The organism is Enterovibrio sp. QJM3NY_24, assembly GCF_057786035.1.
This window is the reverse complement of sequence record NZ_CM173519.1, coordinates 2,339,896-2,359,807: the sequence shown is the minus strand read 5'-3', so window position 1 is coordinate 2,359,807 and position 19,912 is coordinate 2,339,896. Positions and strand designations below refer to the sequence as shown.

Annotated in this window: 17 protein-coding genes; 16 read left to right on the top strand and 1 reads right to left on the bottom strand. The window is 48.1% G+C overall.

Annotation, left to right across the window (positions count from 1 at the left end):
- Nucleotides 1-10: 10 nt before the first annotated feature.
- From AC3CIC_RS10325 to AC3CIC_RS10295, 7 genes are all read left to right on the top strand, one after another.
- Nucleotides 11-442 (top strand): MaoC family dehydratase, encoded by a 432-nt coding sequence (locus AC3CIC_RS10325; protein ID WP_488514533.1) that lies wholly within the window; start codon nt 11-13, stop codon nt 440-442.
- On the top strand, nt 439-1,170 hold the full coding sequence (locus tag AC3CIC_RS10320; protein WP_488514532.1) for an SDR family NAD(P)-dependent oxidoreductase: 732 nt from the start codon (nt 439-441) through the stop codon (nt 1,168-1,170). Before AC3CIC_RS10325 ends, AC3CIC_RS10320 begins: the two co-directional genes overlap by 4 nt.
- The gene (locus tag AC3CIC_RS10315) at nt 1,167-2,099 is read left to right on the top strand and encodes a hypothetical protein (protein WP_488514531.1); all 933 of its coding nucleotides are present in this window, start codon (nt 1,167-1,169) and stop codon (nt 2,097-2,099) included. The genes AC3CIC_RS10320 and AC3CIC_RS10315 overlap by 4 nt, the downstream gene beginning before the upstream one ends.
- A 324-nt stretch (nt 2,100-2,423) precedes the next feature.
- Nucleotides 2,424-3,194 (top strand): TetR/AcrR family transcriptional regulator, encoded by a 771-nt coding sequence (locus AC3CIC_RS10310; protein WP_488514530.1) that lies wholly within the window; start codon nt 2,424-2,426, stop codon nt 3,192-3,194.
- A gap of 252 nt (nt 3,195-3,446) precedes the next feature.
- Nucleotides 3,447-5,780, top strand: a complete 2,334-nt coding sequence (locus AC3CIC_RS10305) for an efflux RND transporter permease subunit (RefSeq protein ID WP_488514529.1) — start codon at nt 3,447-3,449, stop codon at nt 5,778-5,780.
- A 19-nt stretch (nt 5,781-5,799) separates the two neighbouring features.
- Nucleotides 5,800-6,594, top strand: a complete 795-nt coding sequence (locus AC3CIC_RS10300) for an outer membrane lipoprotein-sorting protein (RefSeq protein WP_488514528.1) — start codon at nt 5,800-5,802, stop codon at nt 6,592-6,594.
- An 8-nt stretch (nt 6,595-6,602) separates the two neighbouring features.
- A complete protein-coding gene (locus AC3CIC_RS10295) occupies nt 6,603-7,766 on the top strand; it encodes a hypothetical protein (protein ID WP_488514527.1) in 1,164 nt (387 codons plus the stop codon).
- A gap of 115 nt (nt 7,767-7,881) precedes the next feature.
- Here AC3CIC_RS10295 and AC3CIC_RS10290 read toward each other — a convergent pair whose 3' ends face one another.
- A complete protein-coding gene (locus tag AC3CIC_RS10290; RefSeq protein WP_488514526.1) occupies nt 7,882-8,802 on the bottom strand; it encodes a DUF72 domain-containing protein in 921 nt (306 codons plus the stop codon).
- 309 nt (nt 8,803-9,111) lie between these two features.
- On the opposite strand from AC3CIC_RS10290, the gene aspS reads away from it, so the two are divergent.
- The 9 genes from aspS to cydB all read left to right on the top strand — a co-directional run bounded on the left by aspS (nt 9,112) and on the right by cydB (nt 19,898).
- A complete protein-coding gene (gene aspS, locus AC3CIC_RS10285; protein WP_488514525.1) occupies nt 9,112-10,899 on the top strand; it encodes an aspartate--tRNA ligase in 1,788 nt (595 codons plus the stop codon).
- Nucleotides 10,900-11,092: 193 nt separating this feature from the next.
- Nucleotides 11,093-11,839: a YebC/PmpR family DNA-binding transcriptional regulator gene (locus AC3CIC_RS10280; protein ID WP_488514524.1), complete on the top strand. Its 747-nt coding sequence runs from the start codon at nt 11,093-11,095 to the stop codon at nt 11,837-11,839.
- 6 nt (nt 11,840-11,845) lie between these two features.
- Complete coding sequence (ruvC, locus tag AC3CIC_RS10275; RefSeq protein WP_016961273.1) at nt 11,846-12,367, top strand: crossover junction endodeoxyribonuclease RuvC; 522 nt, start codon at nt 11,846-11,848, stop codon at nt 12,365-12,367.
- 241 nt (nt 12,368-12,608) lie between these two features.
- Entirely contained in the window at nt 12,609-13,034 is a 426-nt protein-coding gene (locus AC3CIC_RS10270) for a hypothetical protein (RefSeq protein ID WP_488514523.1), read from the top strand.
- A gap of 87 nt (nt 13,035-13,121) precedes the next feature.
- Complete coding sequence (locus AC3CIC_RS10265) at nt 13,122-14,921, top strand: ABC transporter transmembrane domain-containing protein (protein ID WP_488514522.1); 1,800 nt, start codon at nt 13,122-13,124, stop codon at nt 14,919-14,921.
- A gap of 130 nt (nt 14,922-15,051) precedes the next feature.
- Nucleotides 15,052-15,681, top strand: coding sequence for a Holliday junction branch migration protein RuvA (gene ruvA / locus AC3CIC_RS10260; RefSeq protein ID WP_394210376.1), 630 nt, complete (start codon nt 15,052-15,054; stop codon nt 15,679-15,681).
- Between the two features lie 14 nt (nt 15,682-15,695).
- On the top strand, nt 15,696-16,703 hold the full coding sequence (gene ruvB, locus AC3CIC_RS10255) for a Holliday junction branch migration DNA helicase RuvB (protein ID WP_016961282.1): 1,008 nt from the start codon (nt 15,696-15,698) through the stop codon (nt 16,701-16,703).
- Between the two features lie 457 nt (nt 16,704-17,160).
- A complete protein-coding gene (locus AC3CIC_RS10250; RefSeq protein ID WP_016961283.1) occupies nt 17,161-18,747 on the top strand; it encodes a cytochrome ubiquinol oxidase subunit I in 1,587 nt (528 codons plus the stop codon).
- A gap of 14 nt (nt 18,748-18,761) precedes the next feature.
- Nucleotides 18,762-19,898 carry a cytochrome d ubiquinol oxidase subunit II gene (gene cydB, locus AC3CIC_RS10245; RefSeq protein ID WP_488514521.1) on the top strand — a complete coding sequence of 379 codons (1,137 nt, stop codon included), beginning with the start codon at nt 18,762-18,764 and terminating at the stop codon, nt 19,896-19,898.
- The last annotated feature ends 14 nt before the right edge of the window (nt 19,899-19,912 follow it).

The window sequence follows — 19,912 nt, the reverse complement described above, 5'->3', positions numbered from 1 at the left end:
GATAAGATGAATGAAGCAATACCGTATTGATGACATTGACGTGGGGTTAAAACACCAATTCTCTGCAGATATTACCGAAGAGAAGCTGAATGCCTTCACTCTGGTGAGCGGTGATGTCAATCCGCTTCATACCAATGCGGAGCATGCCAAACGACGAGGGCACCCTGATGTTGTGGTGTACGGCATGATGACGGCATCGTTATATTCCACATTAGTCGGGGTATATCTACCGGGTGAAAATGCACTGTTGCAGGATATACAAACCCGTTTCAGTCGCCCCGTTTTTGTTGGCGATGTGCTGACGGTTGAAGGGGAGGTGGTCGACGTTCACCCCCTTCTTAAACGTATCGAAATCAAAGCAGTTATCCGAAATCAACACGGACAAGTGGTATCGAAAGCGCGGATCCATTCAGGGATTGATGAAAGTGAGTCATCGGCATGAGTAAAACCAGTTTAATCGTGGGAGCGAGCTCGGACATTGGCAAAGCGGTAATGTCGATGCTCGATAGCGAAGGCAATCGTATTATCGCGCATGGGTGTAACAATCTTGCTGCACTTGAAAGTATGCAATCAAACATGCAAAGCGAGCTTCATGCACTGCGGGCTGATTTAAGTGACCCTGACAGTTGCGAGGCGTTTATTTCGGACGCAACGGCACTGTGTGCAGATCCCGATCATCTTATTTTTGCGCAAGCCCCGAGACTGAAACTGACGCGTTTTAAAAAGCTATCGCGCCATCAAGTCATGGAACAGCTCGAAGTGCAAATGATGAGCAGCATAATGATTGCGAAAGCTTTCTTACCGGCAATGGTAAAACGTGGTGATGGACGAATCGTTTTTATTCTAAGTAGCGTCACGTTAGGCATGCCGCCGGCGGCGATGGCCGATTACAACATTGCCAAATACGCACAGTTGGGCTTGATGCGTTCACTGGCAGCGGAGTTTGGTGGCAAAGGCATTCGTGTGAATGCAGTATCACCCTCGATGGTCGATACACCATTTTTGCAGGATATCCCCGATAATATGGTGATTCAGAACGCGGCATCTCACCCGATGAAGCGCAATGCAACATCAGTGGAAGTCGCGTCATCTGTGATCTTCTTGCTCTCTGAAGGTGCGGAATACATTAATGGTGTCAACCTTTCGGTCACTGGCGGAGAGTGTGTATGACGTTGCAAACGAAGCTGGATGACCTGCGCGAGATGATTGAAAGCAGGCTCGATAAGCAAGTCGATACGTTATCGACGGTTCGCGAACAATATCTGTCTTTTGTACAAGATGAAATGCCCGGCCGCGCATATTCACATTTCCCTGATGAAATGAATCGTTGGCTTGAGCAGCTATCGAACACACATAGCAAAGACGTAGAGGCAGATATTCATCAACTCGCGCTAGTGGCTTTAATGCAGCGGAGTCTGCGCTCATTGGATTCAAGCCGTCATGCCGACCAAGGTGGTGATAACGTCACGCTGCCGACGATGGTGATTGATTCTATCAAAGAGTGGTTTGAGTATTTGGCAGATGACATTGCGACGGGCTGCTATGAGCCGAATGTTAAGAGCGATTTGTTTAGGAAAGACCTTGCTATCAGCGCGTTGAATATGTGGCCAAGTCGCTCTATTTGTCATTATGAACCCAGACCATTACCGCGTCGATTTCTTACTGCGAATGGCATCGCACAATTTGTTAGTGCAGCGGATATGTTGCTGAGAAAACTGAACAACAGACAAAACATGTACGAACTGCATATGGAAGATCGAAGAACCAATCCTGACTTCCTTGAACCAGGATGGCGAGCGTTTTATCTGGAAATTGCACAGCGCCTTGAATCAGAACCACACGTTTCGGGCATATTTGCACAAAGCTGGTTCTGGGACCCTACCGTGATACAAGCATCGTCGAAAATGGCCTATTTACGTACGCTCCCAGAGTCTGGTGGCGCGTCGTTTTATCTGCTCGAATCGTGTGATGATGTGGGGCATGTTGCTTTGCAGAACAAAAAGCGTCGACGGTTGTTTGATGAAGGGAAGTACACACCTAAAAGCTATCTGATGATTTGGCCGCGTGATGACATCGTTCGTTGGGCCCAAGCACAATAACCTATCAAAACTAGACTCAGCGATTGTAATGAGTCCATCTGTTCAAAGTACGGCAGATGGCTTGATGACATTACTGAGTAATCCGGTTGAACACTCGTTTGTGGGTCCTGATTTTCGACAAAAAACACAATGAGCCATAAGTTCTTTGCTGAATCAAAGGCGCTGTTTTGTAGCGAGCGCTAAGCGAGTGACTTCTATTTACGTGGATATTCAATGGAATGACTACGAGAGTGGTTGATGTGATCGCATTAAAAAGTGAGGACAAGCTGCCAATCTATTTCTTATTTGTGCTATAAAAGTAAGGATCTTTTAAGGGTATTCACAATGTTAGAGCAAGCAGTATCAAATTTAATCAGTGATGACGCGACGTTGAGCCGTAAACAATTGGCAATGCGTGATCGCGAGAGTGAGTTGTTGCTAATAGCATGTAGCATTGTGGAAAGGGAAGGATTTGCACAACTCAACATGGATAAGCTTGCTGCCGCCAGCTCGTATTCCAAAGGTACAATTTACAATCACTTCAACAGTAAGGAAGATTTGTTTGCTGCGCTTGCAATCCAAGCGCTGAGTAAAAAAATTCCCCTGTTCAAAAGCGCACTCGACTTTGAAGGTTCCAGCCGTGAAAAGTTGATTGCCATGCATGCGGGTATGCACCTTTTCTCAAAACTCTCGCCCATTCTCGCGATGTGTGCACTGGTTAGCCGTACGCCTGCGGTCACTGAAAAAAGTGCCCCTGAACGCCTGGAAAAACTGAGCACGTTGGAAGACCTCGTGGTGTCATTTGGTGATAAGTTCATCGAGCTAGGTCAGAGCTCTGGAGACATCACTCTCGCACCCGGCATCACGAGCGATAGCATTGTGTTTGCAAATTGGGCGATGGCATTTGGTACCAGTTCATTGGTAAACAATGCGACGCAAAGTAGCTGTGTATCTCGCCAACATGACACCAATATCGTGCTCCAGAACCTCAACTTCCTCCTAGATGGGATGCGCTGGATGCCTTTGTCTTGCGATTTCGACTACCAAAAAACATGGGATCGTGCCGAAAAAGACCTGTTTGGCGAAGAAGTCGCCCTCATAGAAAATCAATCTTAATTGCGACAAGTGACTTGTTTTTGACGATTCGTCAAAATGAGCTTTAATTTGTTACTTTATTGTACTATATTGACGTTTCGTCATTAATTGACGAAGCGTCAATTTGTATCTGGCAATGATTTGAATTTCTAACTATGTGAACGCGTAATTTCAATTTGCTTGAATGGGGTGAGTGAGATAACCCTATGTTCAGGAAGTATTAAGCCATATTAATTGGCTTTTTAAAGCAGGGAATTTGACGAATCGTCACAAATGGAGTGTGTGGTGAAAACAGAATTATATCGAATGCCTACGGCACGACCTTGGTTATTTGTAATCCTCAGTGTTTTGTTTGCCGTTGTTGCGGCGATGGGTAGTCAAAACTTGTATTTCCGAGGTGATTACCAAATTTTCTTTGATAAAGGGAACCCGCAGCTACAGTCGTTCAAAGAGCTTGAAGCAACCTTCAATAAAACGGACACGCTTGCCATTGTGGTAGCACCTCATAACAAGAACGTGTTTACCAAAGATAACCTGTCATTAATTCAGCAACTCACAGATGAAGCATGGCTTACACCATATGCGAGTCGAGTGGATTCCGTCACGAATTATCAACATACCTCCGCGGAAGAAGATGACCTGCTTGTTGAAGATCTCGCGCCAGATTATTACGAACTTGATGATGCGCGGATCGACTACATTCGGGAAGTCGCCCTCAATGAACCTCGTTTAGTTAACGCTATTGTGGGTCAAACCGCGCAAGCCGCCATTGTGAATATCACTTTTCAATTGCCGGATGGTGACCAAACGGCGCAAGTGCAGGAAGTGGCGAATTTCACGAAAGATGTTCTGGCCAAAGCGCACGAAACCTATCCTGACGTAGATTTCCATCTGGCGGGCATTATCGCCATGAATAAAGCTTTTGCTGACGCTGCGCAAGCAGACAGCCAAACGCTGGTGCCAATGATGTTTCTTGTTGTACTAGTGTTCCTCGGCATTATGTTGCGGTCTTGGAAGTTTGTTATGGCGACGCTGATCGTGATTGTGCTAACGATTGCCGCCACGATGGGGATGCTGGGTTGGGTAGGCCACTACCTGAATAACGGTACAGTGACAGTCCCGACGCTGGTTATGACACTCGCCGTGGCGGATTGTGTCCACCTGATCACGTCCTATGTGCATGCTCTTCGTGAAGGTAAAGACAAAACTGAGGCCATTAATTATGCGCTTAAGCTTAATTTCCTCGCGCTATTGATCACGTCAGTCACGACGTCGATTGGCTTCTTAATGATGAATGCGTCGGACTCTCCGGTATTGAGAGACATGGGGAATCTCGCTGCATTGGGCGTGATGATCGCGTTTGTCTTGTCTGTCACGCTATTACCTGCACTGCTTCAATTGATGCCGTTCAAGGTGAAGCCTGCCCGGAAAAACAGTAACAAAGTGATGGGATGGGTAGCCGATACCGTGATTGCGAATCATAAGAAGATTCTGCCAGTCAGTGTCATTGTCGTGGCATTGAGCGCGGTGTTGTTGATGCAAAACCATGCCAATGACAATGCCGTTGAATACTTCGATTCTAGCAACGACTTCCGCCAAGCGGCTGATTATATGGAAGAAGCTGTCAGCGGAACGACGGCATTCAGTATTTCCATTAAATCGGGTGCGCCACAAGGGATCACTCAGCCTGAATTTTTGACGACGGTTGAAGACTTCACTGAATGGCTACGCACGCAACCAGAAACAGACCATGTCGCGTCAATCTCTGACACGTTCAAACGTTTGAACATGAACATGCACGGTGATGATAAAACGTTTTACACCTTACCTCAGAACCCTGAACTCGCGGCGCAATACTTGCTGTTGTACGAAATGTCATTGCCGTATGGATTAGATTTGAATAATGAAGTCAACATTGATAAGTCTGCGGTCAAGTTGGTACTGACCACTGACAACCTCGGCAGTGTTGATTTGATTGCGCTAGAAAAACGCATGGATGCATGGTTCAAGGCTAATGCCCCTCAGTACGAGATGGCATCGTCTGGCCCGAATCTGATGTTCGCTCATATTGGCGAAACCAATATTGCCAGCATGTTGAAAACCTTACCGATTGCGTTGGTGTTGATTTCTGGGTTGTTGGTATTCGCATTACGTTCATGGCGTCTTGGTGTGATTAGCCTAGTGCCAAATTTGGTGCCAGCCATTTTGGGCTTTGGCTTGTGGGCTGTTGTGTCAGGTGAAATCAACCTGGGGCTTTCAGTTGTTATCACCCTGACCTTGGGTGTGGTGGTGGATGACACCGTACATTTCCTGACGAAATATCGCCATGCGCGTGTGCAGGGACGCAATATTGAAGACGGCATCCGCTACGCATTTGACTCAGTGGGTCGTGCGTTATGGATCACCACCGTTGTACTTGTTGCGGGTTTCAGCGTGTTGGCAACATCCGGTTTCCGGCTAAACAGTGACATGGGGCTACTCAGTGCCATTGTCATATTCATTGCTCTCATCGTGGACTTTGTTCTATTACCTGCCGTGCTCTTGGTAGCAGACAAGAAAGCCTATGCCAATGAATCTAAAGATTTTAGTAAAGAAGCAACGCAGTAACGAATTCAAGGAGAGAAAAATGAAAACAATAAAAACATTATCAAAAGCCGTTGTGATTGCGTTTAGCATGATGGCGATAGCAGTGCCTGTGGTTGCCGATGAAGTGAAAGGATTAGAAATCGCCCACGAGCGTAAAGTGCGAGATCAAGGCTGGGGTGACAGCGTTGCTGAAATGACCATGCTGCTTGAAAACGCGAATGGTGATACCAGTGACCGTAAACTGCGCATTAAAACACTCGAAGTCGAGAGTGATGGCGATAAAGGGTTAACCATTTTTGATGAACCTCGTGATGTGCGTGGTACTGTTTTTCTTAACTACTCGCACATTACTGGCCCTGACGATCAGTGGCTTTACCTTCCTGCGTTAAAGCGCGTGAAACGTATAGCCTCACGCAACAAATCAGGCCCGTTCATGGGCAGTGAATTTGCGTACGAAGATTTAAGCTCGTTCGAATTGGAGAAGTACACGTTTAACTTGGTGGGTGAAGAAGCGCTTGATGGACAAAATACGTTTGTGATTGTGCAAACGCCAACCGATAAGTATTCAGGTTATACCAGCCAAAAAGTGTGGGTTGATCAAGAGCATTATCGACCACTGAAAACTGAGTTCTACGATCGCCGCAAGTCATTGCTGAAAACACTGACGTTCAGTGACTATAAACAGTACCTTAACCAATACTGGCGCGCTCACACCATGATGATGGTGAACCACCAGACGGGTAAATCGACCAAATTGACCACGACAGATCTCGCGTTCAACACGGGTTTGGATGAAGGTGATTTTTCTAAATCTAGCTTGAAGCGCGCGCGCTAGGAGTGAGAATGAAACCATGGACTTCATTGGCGGCGCTGCTTGCGTTGCCTCTTTTCCTCTCACCCGCTTACGCCTTTGAATTCGAAGGTGAGCTGACCTTTCAACAGCGTCAGTTTGGACAGACAGGAGCACAAGGTCAGGACAAAAGCCAAACGTCTATCGCCATTGAGCCAGAGCTTTATTGGGAAAGCGAAGAAGGGAACACAAGTTTCACCTTCTCGCCATTTTTCCGCTGGGACTCAATGGATGATGAGCGCACACATGGCGATGTTCGCGAAGCTCTGTTGATGCACTACAACGATAACTACGAACTGCGCTTTGGCTTGGGTATCGTCTTTTGGGGCGTGACTGAGTCACAACATCTTGTGGATGTTATTAACCAAACCGATGCGGTTGAAGCCGTCGATGGCGAAGTGAAACTCGGTCAACCCATGGTGAGCCTGGGACTAGAACTCGAATCTGGCTTGCTTGATTTATACTTACTTCCCTATTTTCGCGAACGTAGCTATGCAAGCTACGATGGTCGTTTAGCGGTGCCTGGTGCTGGCGATGCAGATGCACAGTACGAATCTCGTCATGAAGAGTTTTACCCTGATGTTGCTGCGCGTTATGGCACCATGATTGACGAATGGGACGTAGGTTTGAGTGTGTTTCATGGGACTAACCGAGACCCATATTTCTTCAACACCTTATCGCCATACTATGCGCTCATGACGCAAGTCGGCCTCGATGTTCAAGCGATCTATGGTGACTGGCTTTGGAAAGCTGAGGCCATTCGTCGTTACAGCTTAGAATCAAACACGGCGTTTACGGGTGGTTTTGAATATACCTATGTGGGTGTAAACGAAGGCATCACCGATCTGGGCTTTCTGATGGAATATCTTTATGACAGTCGCGATGAAGATGCCCCCGTTGCTGGCCAAAATGACCTGTTTGCAGGACTGCGCTGGGTGCTCAATGATCACGATGGCACTGAGTTCTTGGTCGGGGGTACGGTCGATTTAGACGATACAGATTCGATGACGGTGCGCTTAGAGTCGAGCGGTCGTTTCTCGAATGATTGGAGCTGGACGGTGACAGGTTGGATGTTCAACTCGGACAACGTCACCGATCCTATTTACTTCTTAAAACGCGATGACTTTGTCGAAGCGGAAGTCAGTTGGTATTTTTAGGTGTTTGGAAAGAAAGGCCCTAGGAAGAGAAGGTCCTAGGGCTGAGGAAAAGCCCTCGCAGAGGTGACGTCACTGGCTATTGCTTTCCACGAACTGCCACTACCCAGAACCCGTTCTAAAGCAAACTCATTTGACTAGAAATATCTTCCGGAAATAAAGGTGCCAGAGGCGGTAGCGCGATTTGCTGAGTGAGTAAATCATAAAAATGCGCGGCTAATTCTGGCGCTTTATCGTTGTTGGCGGTGTGTATCATCAAATATGGCGTCTTGCCTTCCTCAATCCATTGCGGGATCTTTTTCTGCCAATTCGCAAAAAACACATCGTTTCGCTCAAGTGTCGGGTCGCCTATGAATCGCACCATCGGTGTATTGCTTGTTGATATGGCATGCACAGGAACACAGGGCTTTTTCTGCTGCGCATCGAGTAGGGCATCAGTGTCTGCCGGTACGGCAAAAACGGGGCGACTGTCCATGATGATACGATTCGCACCGTGCTCTATCAGCAAGCTGTTCAACGCGCGTTCTTCATCACCCTTGGCAAAAAAAGCAGGATGGCGTACTTCAACACCGACGTTATAAGACGTTGGCATTGCGGTTAAAAAGCGTTTGAGATCCGGCAATGATTGCGGACCAAACGCCGCCGGCAATTGAATTTTCCAAAGCCCAATGCGTTCGTGTAGTGGCTGCATCAGTGTGATGAATTCGGACACCATGGCATCCGAGTGTCGCAACATCATTTGATGAGTGATGGGCTGAGGGAATTTAAAGGTAAACCGGAATGCATCGCTGGTGGCGGCTTTCCAATTCGCGACCGTGGCATGGGAAGGGCTTGCATAGAAAGTCGTGTTACCTTCCACCGTATTAAAAACTTGCGCGTAGCGTGCCAAGCGTTCGCCGCTTTTGGTGCCAGCAGGGTAAAACTTACGTTGCCATGTATTGTGTGACCATTGGGTCATGCCCAGCCGAAGTGGCGGCGTGGTGAGGTCGGAAAGCAGAGCAAGTTTGGAAATCGATGATGGCAACGGATAATCCCTCATGTCGTCGAACGCCTATTGTGGGTGTGTCGTGCTATCAGCGTCAATCCTTGCTGCTTTTTTGCGCGATTGCGACGATTTCTTTCGATCGATGGGTTACGAATTCCCGCTCCGCAAAATTTTCCTTTATAATGCTGCGTCATTTTGAGGTATTTTGGCTTTGGCTTAGTTTCTAACTTCGATTTTAACTTCAGTTTTCTATCGTTGATTTCTAACTTAGGCGGGAGCTTGCAGAATTGTCTGCACAACCATATTTGTAGCTTTGCGCTTTTTAGTGCAATAGGACAGTCAGTAATAGATCGGGAAATTCATATGCGCACCCAATATTGTGGTCACCTGAACAAAGCCCTTGTAGGGCAAACTGTAGAACTTTGCGGCTGGGTAAATCGCCGTCGTGATTTAGGCGGTCTTATCTTCATTGATATGCGTGACCGTGAAGGCGTGGTTCAGGTGGTGGTTGATCCGGATATGAAAGAAGTATTCGAGATTGCTAACAAACTGCGTAACGAATTCTGTATCAAGTTCACTGGTGAAGTGCGTGCTCGTCCAGAAAGCCAAGTGAACAAAGGCATGGCAACCGGTGAAGTAGAAGTGCTCGCGACAGGCTTGGAAATCATCAACCGTGCTGAGCCACTGCCACTGGATTTCAATCAAAACAACTCTGAAGAGCAGCGTTTGAAGTTCCGTTACCTGGATCTGCGTCGCCCTGAAATGAGTGATCGCATTAAACTTCGCGCTAAAGCATCAAGCTTTGTACGTCGTTTCTTGGATGACAACGGCTTCTTGGACATTGAAACCCCAGTATTGACCAAAGCGACCCCAGAAGGCGCGCGTGACTACTTGGTACCAAGCCGCGTTCACAAAGGCAGCTTCTATGCATTGCCACAGTCACCACAACTGTTCAAACAGTTATTGATGATGTCTGGCTTCGATCGATACTACCAAATCGTTAAGTGCTTCCGTGATGAAGACTTGCGTGCAGACCGTCAGCCAGAATTCACCCAAATCGATATCGAAACTTCGTTCATGAGCGCTGATCAAGTTCGTGCAATGACCGAGAATATGGTTCGCGGCATGTGGCAAGAACTGCTGAACGTGGAACTGGGTGAGTTCCCAATCATGACGTTTGAAGAAGCGGCACGTCGCTTCGGTTCAGACAAACCTGACTTGCGTAACCCGCTAGAAATGGTTGATGTTGCTGACCTACTAAAAGATGTGGATTTCAAAGTATTCTCTGGCCCAGCAAACGATCCTAAAGGCCGCGTTGCGGTTATTCGTGTGCCGGGTGGCGCTGCGCTTTCTCGTAAACAAATCGACGACTACACCAAGTTCGTGGGTATTTACGGCGCGAAAGGTCTGGCATGGATGAAGGTTAACGACCGTGCTGCTGGCCTAGAAGGCGTTCAGTCTCCAGTGGCTAAGTTCCTAAACGAAGGAGTGGTTAACGGTATTCTTGAGCGCACTGGCGCAGAATCTGGCGACATCATCTTGTTCGGTGCTGATAGCAAGAAAGTGGTTACCGAAGCAATGGGCGCACTGCGTCTGAAGCTGGGTACTGACATGGGTCTGACTGACACCAACAAGTGGGCACCACTGTGGGTGGTTGATTTCCCAATGTTTGAAGAAGATGACGAGGGTAACCTGCACGCGATGCACCACCCGTTCACGTCTCCTTTGAACATGACGGCGGAAGAGCTGAAAGCAAACCCAGCATCTGCTATCTCAAACGCATACGACATGGTTCTTAACGGCTACGAAGTGGGCGGTGGTTCTGTGCGTATTCATAACTCAGACATGCAAACCGTCGTGTTTGATATTCTGGGTATTGAATCAGGCGAGCAGAAAGAAAAATTTGGCTTCCTGCTTGAAGCGCTGAAGTATGGCACACCACCACATGCAGGTTTGGCATTCGGTCTTGACCGCTTAGTGATGCTGCTTTGTGGTACTGATAACATCCGTGATGTTATCGCGTTCCCGAAAACCACGGCTGCCGCGTGTTTGCTGACTGACGCTCCAAGCCTTGCAAACCCTGCATCGTTGGCTGAACTGGCGATTGCCGTTACAGCTGCAGCGAAGAAAAATGAAGAAAACGACGCATAAGTCGACCACCTCTTCTAACAACAAGGCCAGATTTTCTGGCCTTGTTTGTTTTTGTGCTTTGTATATTTAGCTTTCGTTGAAGTTAATCAAACAGATAAGCGCTTGCTCTCAAACAAACCTTGTCTGTTTTGCTATAAATCCAAGATGATAAGTAACATCAGTGGTGATTCAGCCGCTGACAAAGGAGTGAGACATGGCAGGTCATAGTAAATTCGCCAACATCAAACACCGCAAAGCTGCGCAAGACTCGAAACGTGGCAAGATTTTCACCAAACTTATTCGTGAAATTACCGTTGCTGCGAAAGAAGGCGGCGCAGAGCCTGAAAACAACCCACGCCTCCGCGCGGCGATTGATAAAGCGCTATCGAACAACATGACTCGCGATACTGTAAATCGTGCTGTGACGCGTGGTGCAGGCGGTGAAGGTGACGAAGGCATGGAAATCGTCATCTATGAAGGTTATGGCCCCGCAGGTACGGCCGTGATGGTTGAGTGTATGACAGATAACCGTAATCGCACGGTATCGGGAGTACGCCACGCGTTTTCAAAATCAGGCGGTAATTTGGGTACTGATGGCAGCGTCAATTACTTGTTCGATAAAAAAGGCGTGATTTCCTATGCGTCGGGTTTAGATGAAGATGAAGTCATGGAAGCGGCGCTGGAAGGCGGTGCTGACGATATTGAAACCCACGAAGATGGCTCGATTGACGTATTCACGACACCTGTCGATTTTGGCTCGGTTAAAGATGCTTTGGATGGCGCGGGCTTTGAGGCACAAAACGCAGAAGTGACACTGGTTCCTTCGACGAAGGCGGAACTAGATGAAACGACGGCTCCCAAACTGCTTCGTCTTATCGATGCGCTAGAAGATTTGGACGATGTTCAAGAGGTTTACCACAACGGTGAAATTTCTGACGAAGTCGCAGCAACATTGGAATAAGTATACGTGGCTATTATTCTCGGGATTGACCCGGGCTCGCGGATCACAGGCTACGGCGTGATCCGCCAACAAGGACGCAACCTTGAATATCTTGGTAGTGGTTGTATCCGAACAGAATCTGAAGACTTGGCCGGACGTTTAGGCCAGATTTACGCGGGTGTAAGCGAAGTGATCACTCAGTTTCAGCCTGATACCTTTGCTATCGAGCAAGTATTTATGGCGCGAAATGCAGATTCCGCTTTAAAACTCGGTCAAGCACGAGGCAGTGCGATTGTCGCGGCAGTAAACGGTGGATTACCTGTCAGTGAATATGCAGCACGCTTGATTAAGCAATCTGTGGTTGGCAATGGCGGCGCTGACAAGAAGCAAGTGCAACACATGGTGGTTCACATGCTGAAATTGTCCTCAACGCCTCAAGCTGATGCCGCCGATGCCTTGGCGGTTGCCATTTGTCATGCTCACACCAACCACACGCTGGTGGCAATGGCAGGCAAAGCCAAAAGCGCAAGGCGAGGGCGTTATCGCTAAGTTCTAGTTCTAGTTCAAGAAAAGAGAAGGCGGCCATTTGGCTGTCTTCTTTGCCTCATATGTCCTGTCTTGATGAACCCTGCTTTACTCAGGTATAAAAACCAATCCTTTGCTATTAAATTGATTTCTCAGGCACTAGAGTATTGCGTGTTTGATGAGAATCCTCTTTCAATGACTGGCACATTGCTGTTTCTTTTCTATCGTTAGGTTAACCGTTTCAACGTTTTATCAGGTTTACGATATGAAAATATTCAAGTGGGTGCTGTGCATTTTCATCGCATTTGTCTTTGTGCAATCGCTGTTCTTTAAGTTTACGGGCTCGCCGGAAACGACCTTTATCTTTGGCACATTGGGCGAATGGTCCGGATTGGCTTGGTTTGGAAAATACGGTGCGTACATGGTAGGTATTGCGGAACTTATCGCATCTATTTTACTTTTCACTCGCCTGCATGCATTAGGCGCGTTGATGGCTGTAGGTACCATGACGGGCGCGATTTTCTTTCACCTGTTCACGCCAATTGGTGTTGCTCAACCCGCGTTTAATGCTGCGGGAGACGTGGTCGGCAACGACGGCGGGACCTTGTTTGTCATGGCGTGCTTGGTTTGGGTTTCTGCCGCCTTTTTGCTTTATCAAACAAGAAAAGGTGACCGCGAACAAGTCGACTAACACTTTGCTTGGTCTGGGCGCTTCTATTCGCGCCTAGACCCATGATCTGATAACGTTGGACTAGGCATTACTGAGTAAGGATCACCTGTGTCGTCCAACATTGTCTCTCCCGCACGTACCCGCGATGTTCTCCAATGGATTGGAACGTTTCTTGTTCCTTATCGTCGTCAGGTTATCGCCGCTATTTTCTTTCTTTTTGTTGGCTCTCTAAGTTGGCTTGCTTTAGGCCAGGGCGTCAAACTGGTCGTTGATGACGGATTCTTATCCGGTAACGCCACACAACTGAATAACGCCGTGTTGATCATTTTGGGTATCACCTTGGTCAGTGGCGTTGCGGTATTTGGCCGTTTTTACCTGATGAGCTGGCTGGGTGAGCGTGTCAGCGCCGATATCCGAATCAGGGTTTACAACCAGCTGCTTAATCTGTCCCCCTCTTTTTATGCTAAATCACGTACTGGTGAAGTCATAAGCCGCTTTACGGCGGACACCACCTTGCTGCAGACCGTTGTTGGTTCAAGCCTGTCCATGGCGCTACGTTCTGTGGTGTCAGTGATCGGTGGTTTGGTGATGATGGTCATCACCAGTTTCACGTTGACGGGCATGGTTTTGCTGGCTGTACCTGTGGTGCTCGTGCCAATTGGCGTGTTGGGCCGCAAGGTACGTCGTTTAGCGCGTGTTAGCCAAGATAGGGTTGCCGACCTTGGCTCGCATGTTGATGAGACTTTGCATGAAATTCGCACGGTTCAGTCATACAACCATGAAGACGCAGACTCAGAGCATTTTGCCTTTCGTGTCGAATCAGTGATGGGGGCAGCGAAAGAGCGTATTCGTTATCGCGCCATGCTCATGTCTTCTGTTGTGTTACTCAGTACTGTTGCGATTATTTTGGTGACGTGGGTTGGGGCACTAAATGTGCTCGATGGCTCGCTGTCAGCAGGTGATCTGTCTGCCTTTATGTTCTACGCGCTTTTAGTCGCAGGCGGCGTTGCGACGGTGAGCGAAGTGATTGGCGACATTCAACGTGCTGCGGGTGCGACTGAGCGTTTGATTGAGTTGTCTGTAATGAAAGCTGATATTGACGACCCTGTGAATCCAGCAGATTTCCCCGCCCATGCGACGGGCAATATCACGATTGATGGTGTTGATTTCGCGTATCCCGGCGATAACAACTTGCCTGTTTTTTCGTCCCTTTCTTTCGATGTTAAAGCGGGAGAACGTGTGGCGCTTGTTGGCCCGAGTGGCGCAGGTAAAAGCTCGGTATTTGCGTTATTGCAGCGTTTCTTCGATGTGCAATCTGGTGAGATAGCGCTGGATGGTGCGCCAATTAACACCTTGTCGCTAGATGCATTGAGAAAGCAATTTGCGCTGGTGCCACAGGAATCCGTTATTTTTGCAACGTCGGTGTTAGAGAACGTGCGATACGGAGCGCCAGAGGCGACCGAGCAAGTGGTGATTGATGCCTGTAAAGCGGCTCGTGCGCATGAGTTCATCACAGAGTTGCCTGAAGGCTATGCGACAGATCTGGGTGAACGTGGCGTCAGGTTATCCGGCGGACAAAAGCAGCGAATTTCTATTGCGCGCGCCATTCTCGCGGACAGACCTATTTTGCTATTGGATGAGGCAACCAGCGCACTGGATGCAGTGAGTGAGCACAAAGTGAAAGCAGCGTTGGATACTTTGATGAAAGGCAAAACGTCGCTAGTGATTGCGCACCGCTTGGCGACGGTGGTGAATGCCGATCGTATTTTGGTGCTAGACAAAGGCGAGTTGGTCGCCAGTGGTTCGCATCAAGAGCTTATGGAGAGCTCGCCGTTATACCGAGAGTTTGCCGCATTGCAGTTAGTTTCTACTCAGGATGACATCTCAGCTCGTATTGTAGGCGTATGATAAAGATCAGGCGGCGATCCCGCCTGATCGCTTTCCCATTTCCACGGCCAAAATCCCTTTAAGACTGGATATCTATCCAGTTGTTCATTATCCTTATCGCAATTGTCATTATTTGAGTCGAGATAGCATTGTGATTGGCCGATTGCGCGGAACCTTGCTTGAAAAGCAACCTCCTGAAGTTCTTCTTGAAATCAATGGTGTGGGCTACGAAGTTAGCATGCCAATGAGTTGTTTCTATGAGTTGCCCGATGTCGGCGAAGAAGCGATTATTTATACCCATTTTGTTGTGCGTGAAGATGCGCAATTGCTTTACGGCTTTAATACCACGGTTGAGCGTGCCTTGTTCCGTGAAGTGATCAAAGCTAACGGCGTTGGTCCGAAACTTGGCTTGGCCATTTTGTCCGGCATGACGGCGACGCAATTTGTGGATAGCGTGGAGCGCGAAGATGTGTCGACCTTGGTGAAAATTCCGGGTGTGGGTAAGAAAACCGCAGAACGTTTGGTTATTGAGATGCGTGACCGCCTCAAGAACTGGCATGCGTTCGACTTATTAACGCCGCATGCTGATGCTGCTTCGCGTCGTACAAATAGCACAGATTCTGGCATGGCTGGTTCGAACAACCCTAAAGAGGAAGCCATGAGCGCGCTGATTGCCTTGGGTTACAAAGCAGCTCAAGCAGAGAAAGTGGTTAAACAGGTTGCGCAAGATGGCATGAAAAGCGAGGCGATTATTCGTGATGCGCTGCGCTCAATGGTCTAATGGAGCTTTGTTGAATGATTGAAGCAGACCGCTTAACTGGCGTTGTCCCTCCGATGCGAGAAGACGACGTTATTGACCGAGCTATTCGCCCAAAAATGCTGGCGGACTACAAAGGTCAGGATCATGTTCGTAGCCAAATGGAGATCTTTATTCATGCAGCAAGAAAGCGTGAAGAAGCCCTCGATCATCTGTTGATTTTTGGTCCACCGGGACTCGGAAAAACCACATTAGCCAACATCGTGGCGAATGAAATGGATGTGAGTATTCGCACCACATCAGGCCCTGTGTTAGAAAAAGCCGGGGATTTGGCAGCACTGCTGACCAATCTTGAGCCTCATGACGTGTTGTTTATTGATGAAATTCACCGTCTAAGCCCCGTGGTGGAAGAAATACTGTACCCCGCGATGGAAGACTACCAATTGGATATCATGATTGGTGAGGGCCCCGCTGCTCGCTCCATCAAAATTGATTTACCGCCTTTCACCTTGGTAGGTGCGACGACACGAGCAGGCTCGCTCACGTCGCCTTTACGTGATCGCTTTGGTATTACCCAGCGTCTTGAGTATTACAATGTTGCCGATCTCAAAGGTATTGTGCTGCGCAGTGCAAATTGTCTGAATCTTGTGATTGATGAAGAGGGCGCGTTAGAAATTGCTAAACGTGCACGAGGAACACCGCGTATTGCTAACCGCTTGCTAAGGCGTGTTCGTGATTATGCGGAAGTAAAAGCTGACGGGGAAATCAATGCTGATGTGGCGTCGAAGGCGCTCGATATGTTGGATGTCGATAACCAAGGTTTTGATTACATGGACCGCAAGTTACTCAAAGCCATTATTGAGAAGTTTGATGGTGGCCCAGTTGGTCTTGATAACCTTGCCGCTGCGATTGGTGAAGTGAAAGACACCATTGAAGACGTGCTTGAACCTTATTTGATTCAGCAGGGGTATCTTCAACGCACTCCGCGTGGACGGATTGCTAGCCAACGTGCCTATCTGCACTTTGGTTTTGATATGCCTGAATAAGCTAAAAAACAGTGAAATATCACTCTGAGGCCAGCATTGATGCTGGCCTTTTCCATTTCTGAATAACTGATGCATACTCATACTGGCGCGTAAATATCGTGCTAGAAGTGATTGGTAATAGCGCGAAATGAAGACCGAAAATGATCAAGATCTAACTATTGGTAAATTTTGAGGTCAATAATTGATTACTTTGACAGCAGTCAAAGTGTTAGAGGCCCAAATACTTTGAAGCTGCCTCCCATAATGATTAGTATTAGCCATCACTATATTAGGAATTGCTTAACAATATCCTAACCAGTGTGGAACATACATGCAACAAAAAATAGGCGAGTCGTTCACGCGGCTCCCGTAAGTAAGCTCGGTTAAGTACGCCCAGCAAGGCGTGCATGTGTTTTAGCATTTACTTATCGATACGAAAGTATCGCGCGTCAGTCAGCCTGACGAGGAAGGAGTTACCATGTTAACTGATATTGTGGATCTGTCGCGGTTCCAGTTTGCCCTTACCGCGATGTATCACTTTTTATTCGTACCACTGACTTTGGGTATGGCGTTTTTGCTTGCCATCATGGAGTCGTTGTATGTCATGACTAACAAGCAAATCTACAAGGACATGACCAAGTTCTGGGGTAAGCTTTTTGGTATTAACTTCGCGTTGGGTGTCGCCACTGGCCTGACCATGGAGTTCCAATTTGGTACCAACTGGGCGTACTACTCTCATTATGTTGGGGATATCTTCGGGGCTCCGTTAGCGATCGAAGCACTGATGGCGTTCTTCCTAGAATCCACTCTTGTCGGCATGTTCTTCTTCGGCTGGGATCGCCTCACAAAGCGCCAACACCTTGCAGTTACTTGGTTAATGGCTATTGGTTCTAACTTCTCTGCGCTTTGGATTCTGGTTGCAAATGGCTGGATGCAAAACCCAGTGGGTGCTGAATTCAATTTTGAAAGCATGCGTATGGAAATGGTCAGCTTTGCGGAAGTCGTACTTAACCCTGTTGCTCAGGTTAAGTTCGTTCACACCGTCGCGGCTGGCTACACCACGGGTGCAATGTTTGTTCTTGGTATCAGTGCGTACTATCTGCTTAAAGGCCGTGACATTGCGTTTGCACGTCGTTCGTTTGCTATCGCAGCGTCGTTTGGTATCGCCGGTATTCTGTCTACTATCGTTCTGGGCGATGAATCTGGCTATGAGCTAGGTGATGTTCAGAAAGTGAAACTTGCGGCGATTGAAGCCGAATGGCACACAGAGCCGGCACCTGCTGCGTTCACCGTGTTTGGTTTCCCGAACCAAGAGACGATGGAAACGGATTACGCCATCAAGATCCCATACGTCATGGGTATCATTGCGACGCGATCTTTAGACAAGCAAGTGACAGGTCTTCATGACATCGTTGATGAGCATGAAGCACGTATTCGTAACGGTATGATTGCATACGGCTTGTTGGAAAAATTGCGTGCGGGTGAAAAAACACCTGAGAACATTGCAGCGTTCGACGACGTGAAGAAAGACCTTGGTTTTGGCCTTCTGTTGAAAGAACACACTGACAATGTTGTGGATGCGACTGAAGCGCAAATCAAACTGGCAGCGAAAGAGTCGATTCCTCAGGTTGCTCCTTTGTTCTGGAGTTTCCGTATCATGGTGGCATGTGGCTTTATCATGTTGTTCGTGTTCGGTATGGCATTCATTCAAACCTGTCGTCAGAAGATTGACCAGAAACCTTGGGTATTGAAAGCGGCACTCTTCTCTATTCCTTTGCCGTGGATTGCGTCAGAAGCCGGTTGGTTCGTTGCTGAATATGGCCGTCAGCCATGGGCAGTGGGTGAAATCCTTCCTGTTCATATGGCGGCATCAAATCTACCAGCGTCAGAAATCATTACCTCGTTGGTTGCGATTGTGCTGCTTTACACGGCATTCCTGATCGCTGAAGTTTACTTGATGGTTAAGTTTGCTCGACTGGGACCAAGTAGCCTGAAAACGGGTCGATATCACTTTGAACAGCAAAAGTCGCCGGAAACGGATCTTGCGCGTCAACTTGAAGCATAAGGAGAGATTGAGCGATGTTTGAATACGAAATTTTACGTTTAATCTGGTGGTTGTTGATCGGTGTTCTTCTGATCGGCTTCGCGGTGACTGATGGCTTCGACATGGGTGTGGGTGCCTTGTTGCCTGTTATTGGTAAAACGGATACTCAACGTCGAGTGATGATTAACTCGATTGCGCCACACTGGGATGGCAACCAAGTTTGGTTGGTTACCGCGGGTGGTGCGTTGTTTGCAGCATGGCCTCTGGTTTATGCCGTGTCGTTCTCTGGCTTTTATCTTGCCATGATGCTGACATTGGCGGCACTGTGGTTCCGTCCTATTGGTTTCGATTACCGCTCTAAAATCGAAGACCCACGCTGGCGTAATACGTGGGACTGGGGCATTTTCATTGGTAGCTTCGTTCCGCCGATTATCTTCGGTGTTGCATTCGGTAACCTGCTTCAAGGTGTGCCGTTTGAACTGAGCGAGTTCTTGATCCCAACCTACAGAGGCGGTTTCTTCGGTCTGTTGAACCCGTTCGCAATTCTGTGTGGCTTAGTTAGCTTGTTCATGATCGTCACCCAAGGTGCGACATACTTGCAGATGAAAACCACCGATGTGTTGCACACTCGTTCACGAAACGTGGCGCAAATCTCAGCGGTGCTTACCGCAGCGTGTTTTGCTCTGGCTGGCGTGTGGGCGCAAAGCATTGATGGCTTCGTCATCACCAGTGAAATCGTCACGAATGCGACGTCTAATCCTCTTAACAAAGAGGTGGTGACAATGGCCGGTGCGTTGTTCAATAACTTTGATGCTTACCCAGGACTTTGGGCTGCGCCTGCGCTGGGTGTGTTCATGCCGTTGTTGGTTGCATTGTGTTCTCGTCTTGAGCGCGGTGGTTATGCCTTCTTGTTCTCAAGTCTGGCGATTGCAGGCGTGATCCTGACGGCTGGCTTTGCGATGTTCCCATTCGTGATGCCATCAAGCCTCGTGCCTTCGCACAGCTTGACCATGTGGGATGCAACCTCGAGTGAACTGACGCTGAATATCATGACAGGCGTTGCCTTTGTGATGGTGCCAATCATTCTTGCTTACACCATTTGGTGTTATTACAAAATGTTTGGTCGTCTGGATGAAAAGTTCATCGAAGACAACAAAACCTCACTGTATTAAGAGAAGGAGTCAAC

Excerpts from the sequence above, each read along its gene's own strand:
- AC3CIC_RS10325 (WP_488514533.1), top strand. The coding sequence starts at position 11 with ATGAAGCAATACCGTATTGATGACATTGACGTGGGGTTAAAACACCAA.
- AC3CIC_RS10320 (WP_488514532.1), top strand. The coding sequence starts at position 439 with ATGAGTAAAACCAGTTTAATCGTGGGAGCGAGCTCGGACATTGGCAAA.
- AC3CIC_RS10315 (WP_488514531.1), top strand. The coding sequence starts at position 1,167 with ATGACGTTGCAAACGAAGCTGGATGACCTGCGCGAGATGATTGAAAGC.
- AC3CIC_RS10310 (WP_488514530.1), top strand. The coding sequence starts at position 2,424 with ATGTTAGAGCAAGCAGTATCAAATTTAATCAGTGATGACGCGACGTTG.
- AC3CIC_RS10305 (WP_488514529.1), top strand. The coding sequence starts at position 3,447 with ATGGAGTGTGTGGTGAAAACAGAATTATATCGAATGCCTACGGCACGA.
- AC3CIC_RS10300 (WP_488514528.1), top strand. The coding sequence starts at position 5,800 with ATGAAAACAATAAAAACATTATCAAAAGCCGTTGTGATTGCGTTTAGC.
- AC3CIC_RS10295 (WP_488514527.1), top strand. The coding sequence starts at position 6,603 with ATGAAACCATGGACTTCATTGGCGGCGCTGCTTGCGTTGCCTCTTTTC.
- AC3CIC_RS10290 (WP_488514526.1), bottom strand. The coding sequence starts at position 8,802 with ATGAGGGATTATCCGTTGCCATCATCGATTTCCAAACTTGCTCTGCTT.
- aspS (WP_488514525.1), top strand. The coding sequence starts at position 9,112 with ATGCGCACCCAATATTGTGGTCACCTGAACAAAGCCCTTGTAGGGCAA.
- AC3CIC_RS10280 (WP_488514524.1), top strand. The coding sequence starts at position 11,093 with ATGGCAGGTCATAGTAAATTCGCCAACATCAAACACCGCAAAGCTGCG.
- AC3CIC_RS10270 (WP_488514523.1), top strand. The coding sequence starts at position 12,609 with ATGAAAATATTCAAGTGGGTGCTGTGCATTTTCATCGCATTTGTCTTT.
- ruvB (WP_016961282.1), top strand. The coding sequence starts at position 15,696 with ATGATTGAAGCAGACCGCTTAACTGGCGTTGTCCCTCCGATGCGAGAA.
- AC3CIC_RS10250 (WP_016961283.1), top strand. The coding sequence starts at position 17,161 with ATGTTAACTGATATTGTGGATCTGTCGCGGTTCCAGTTTGCCCTTACC.
- cydB (WP_488514521.1), top strand. The coding sequence starts at position 18,762 with ATGTTTGAATACGAAATTTTACGTTTAATCTGGTGGTTGTTGATCGGT.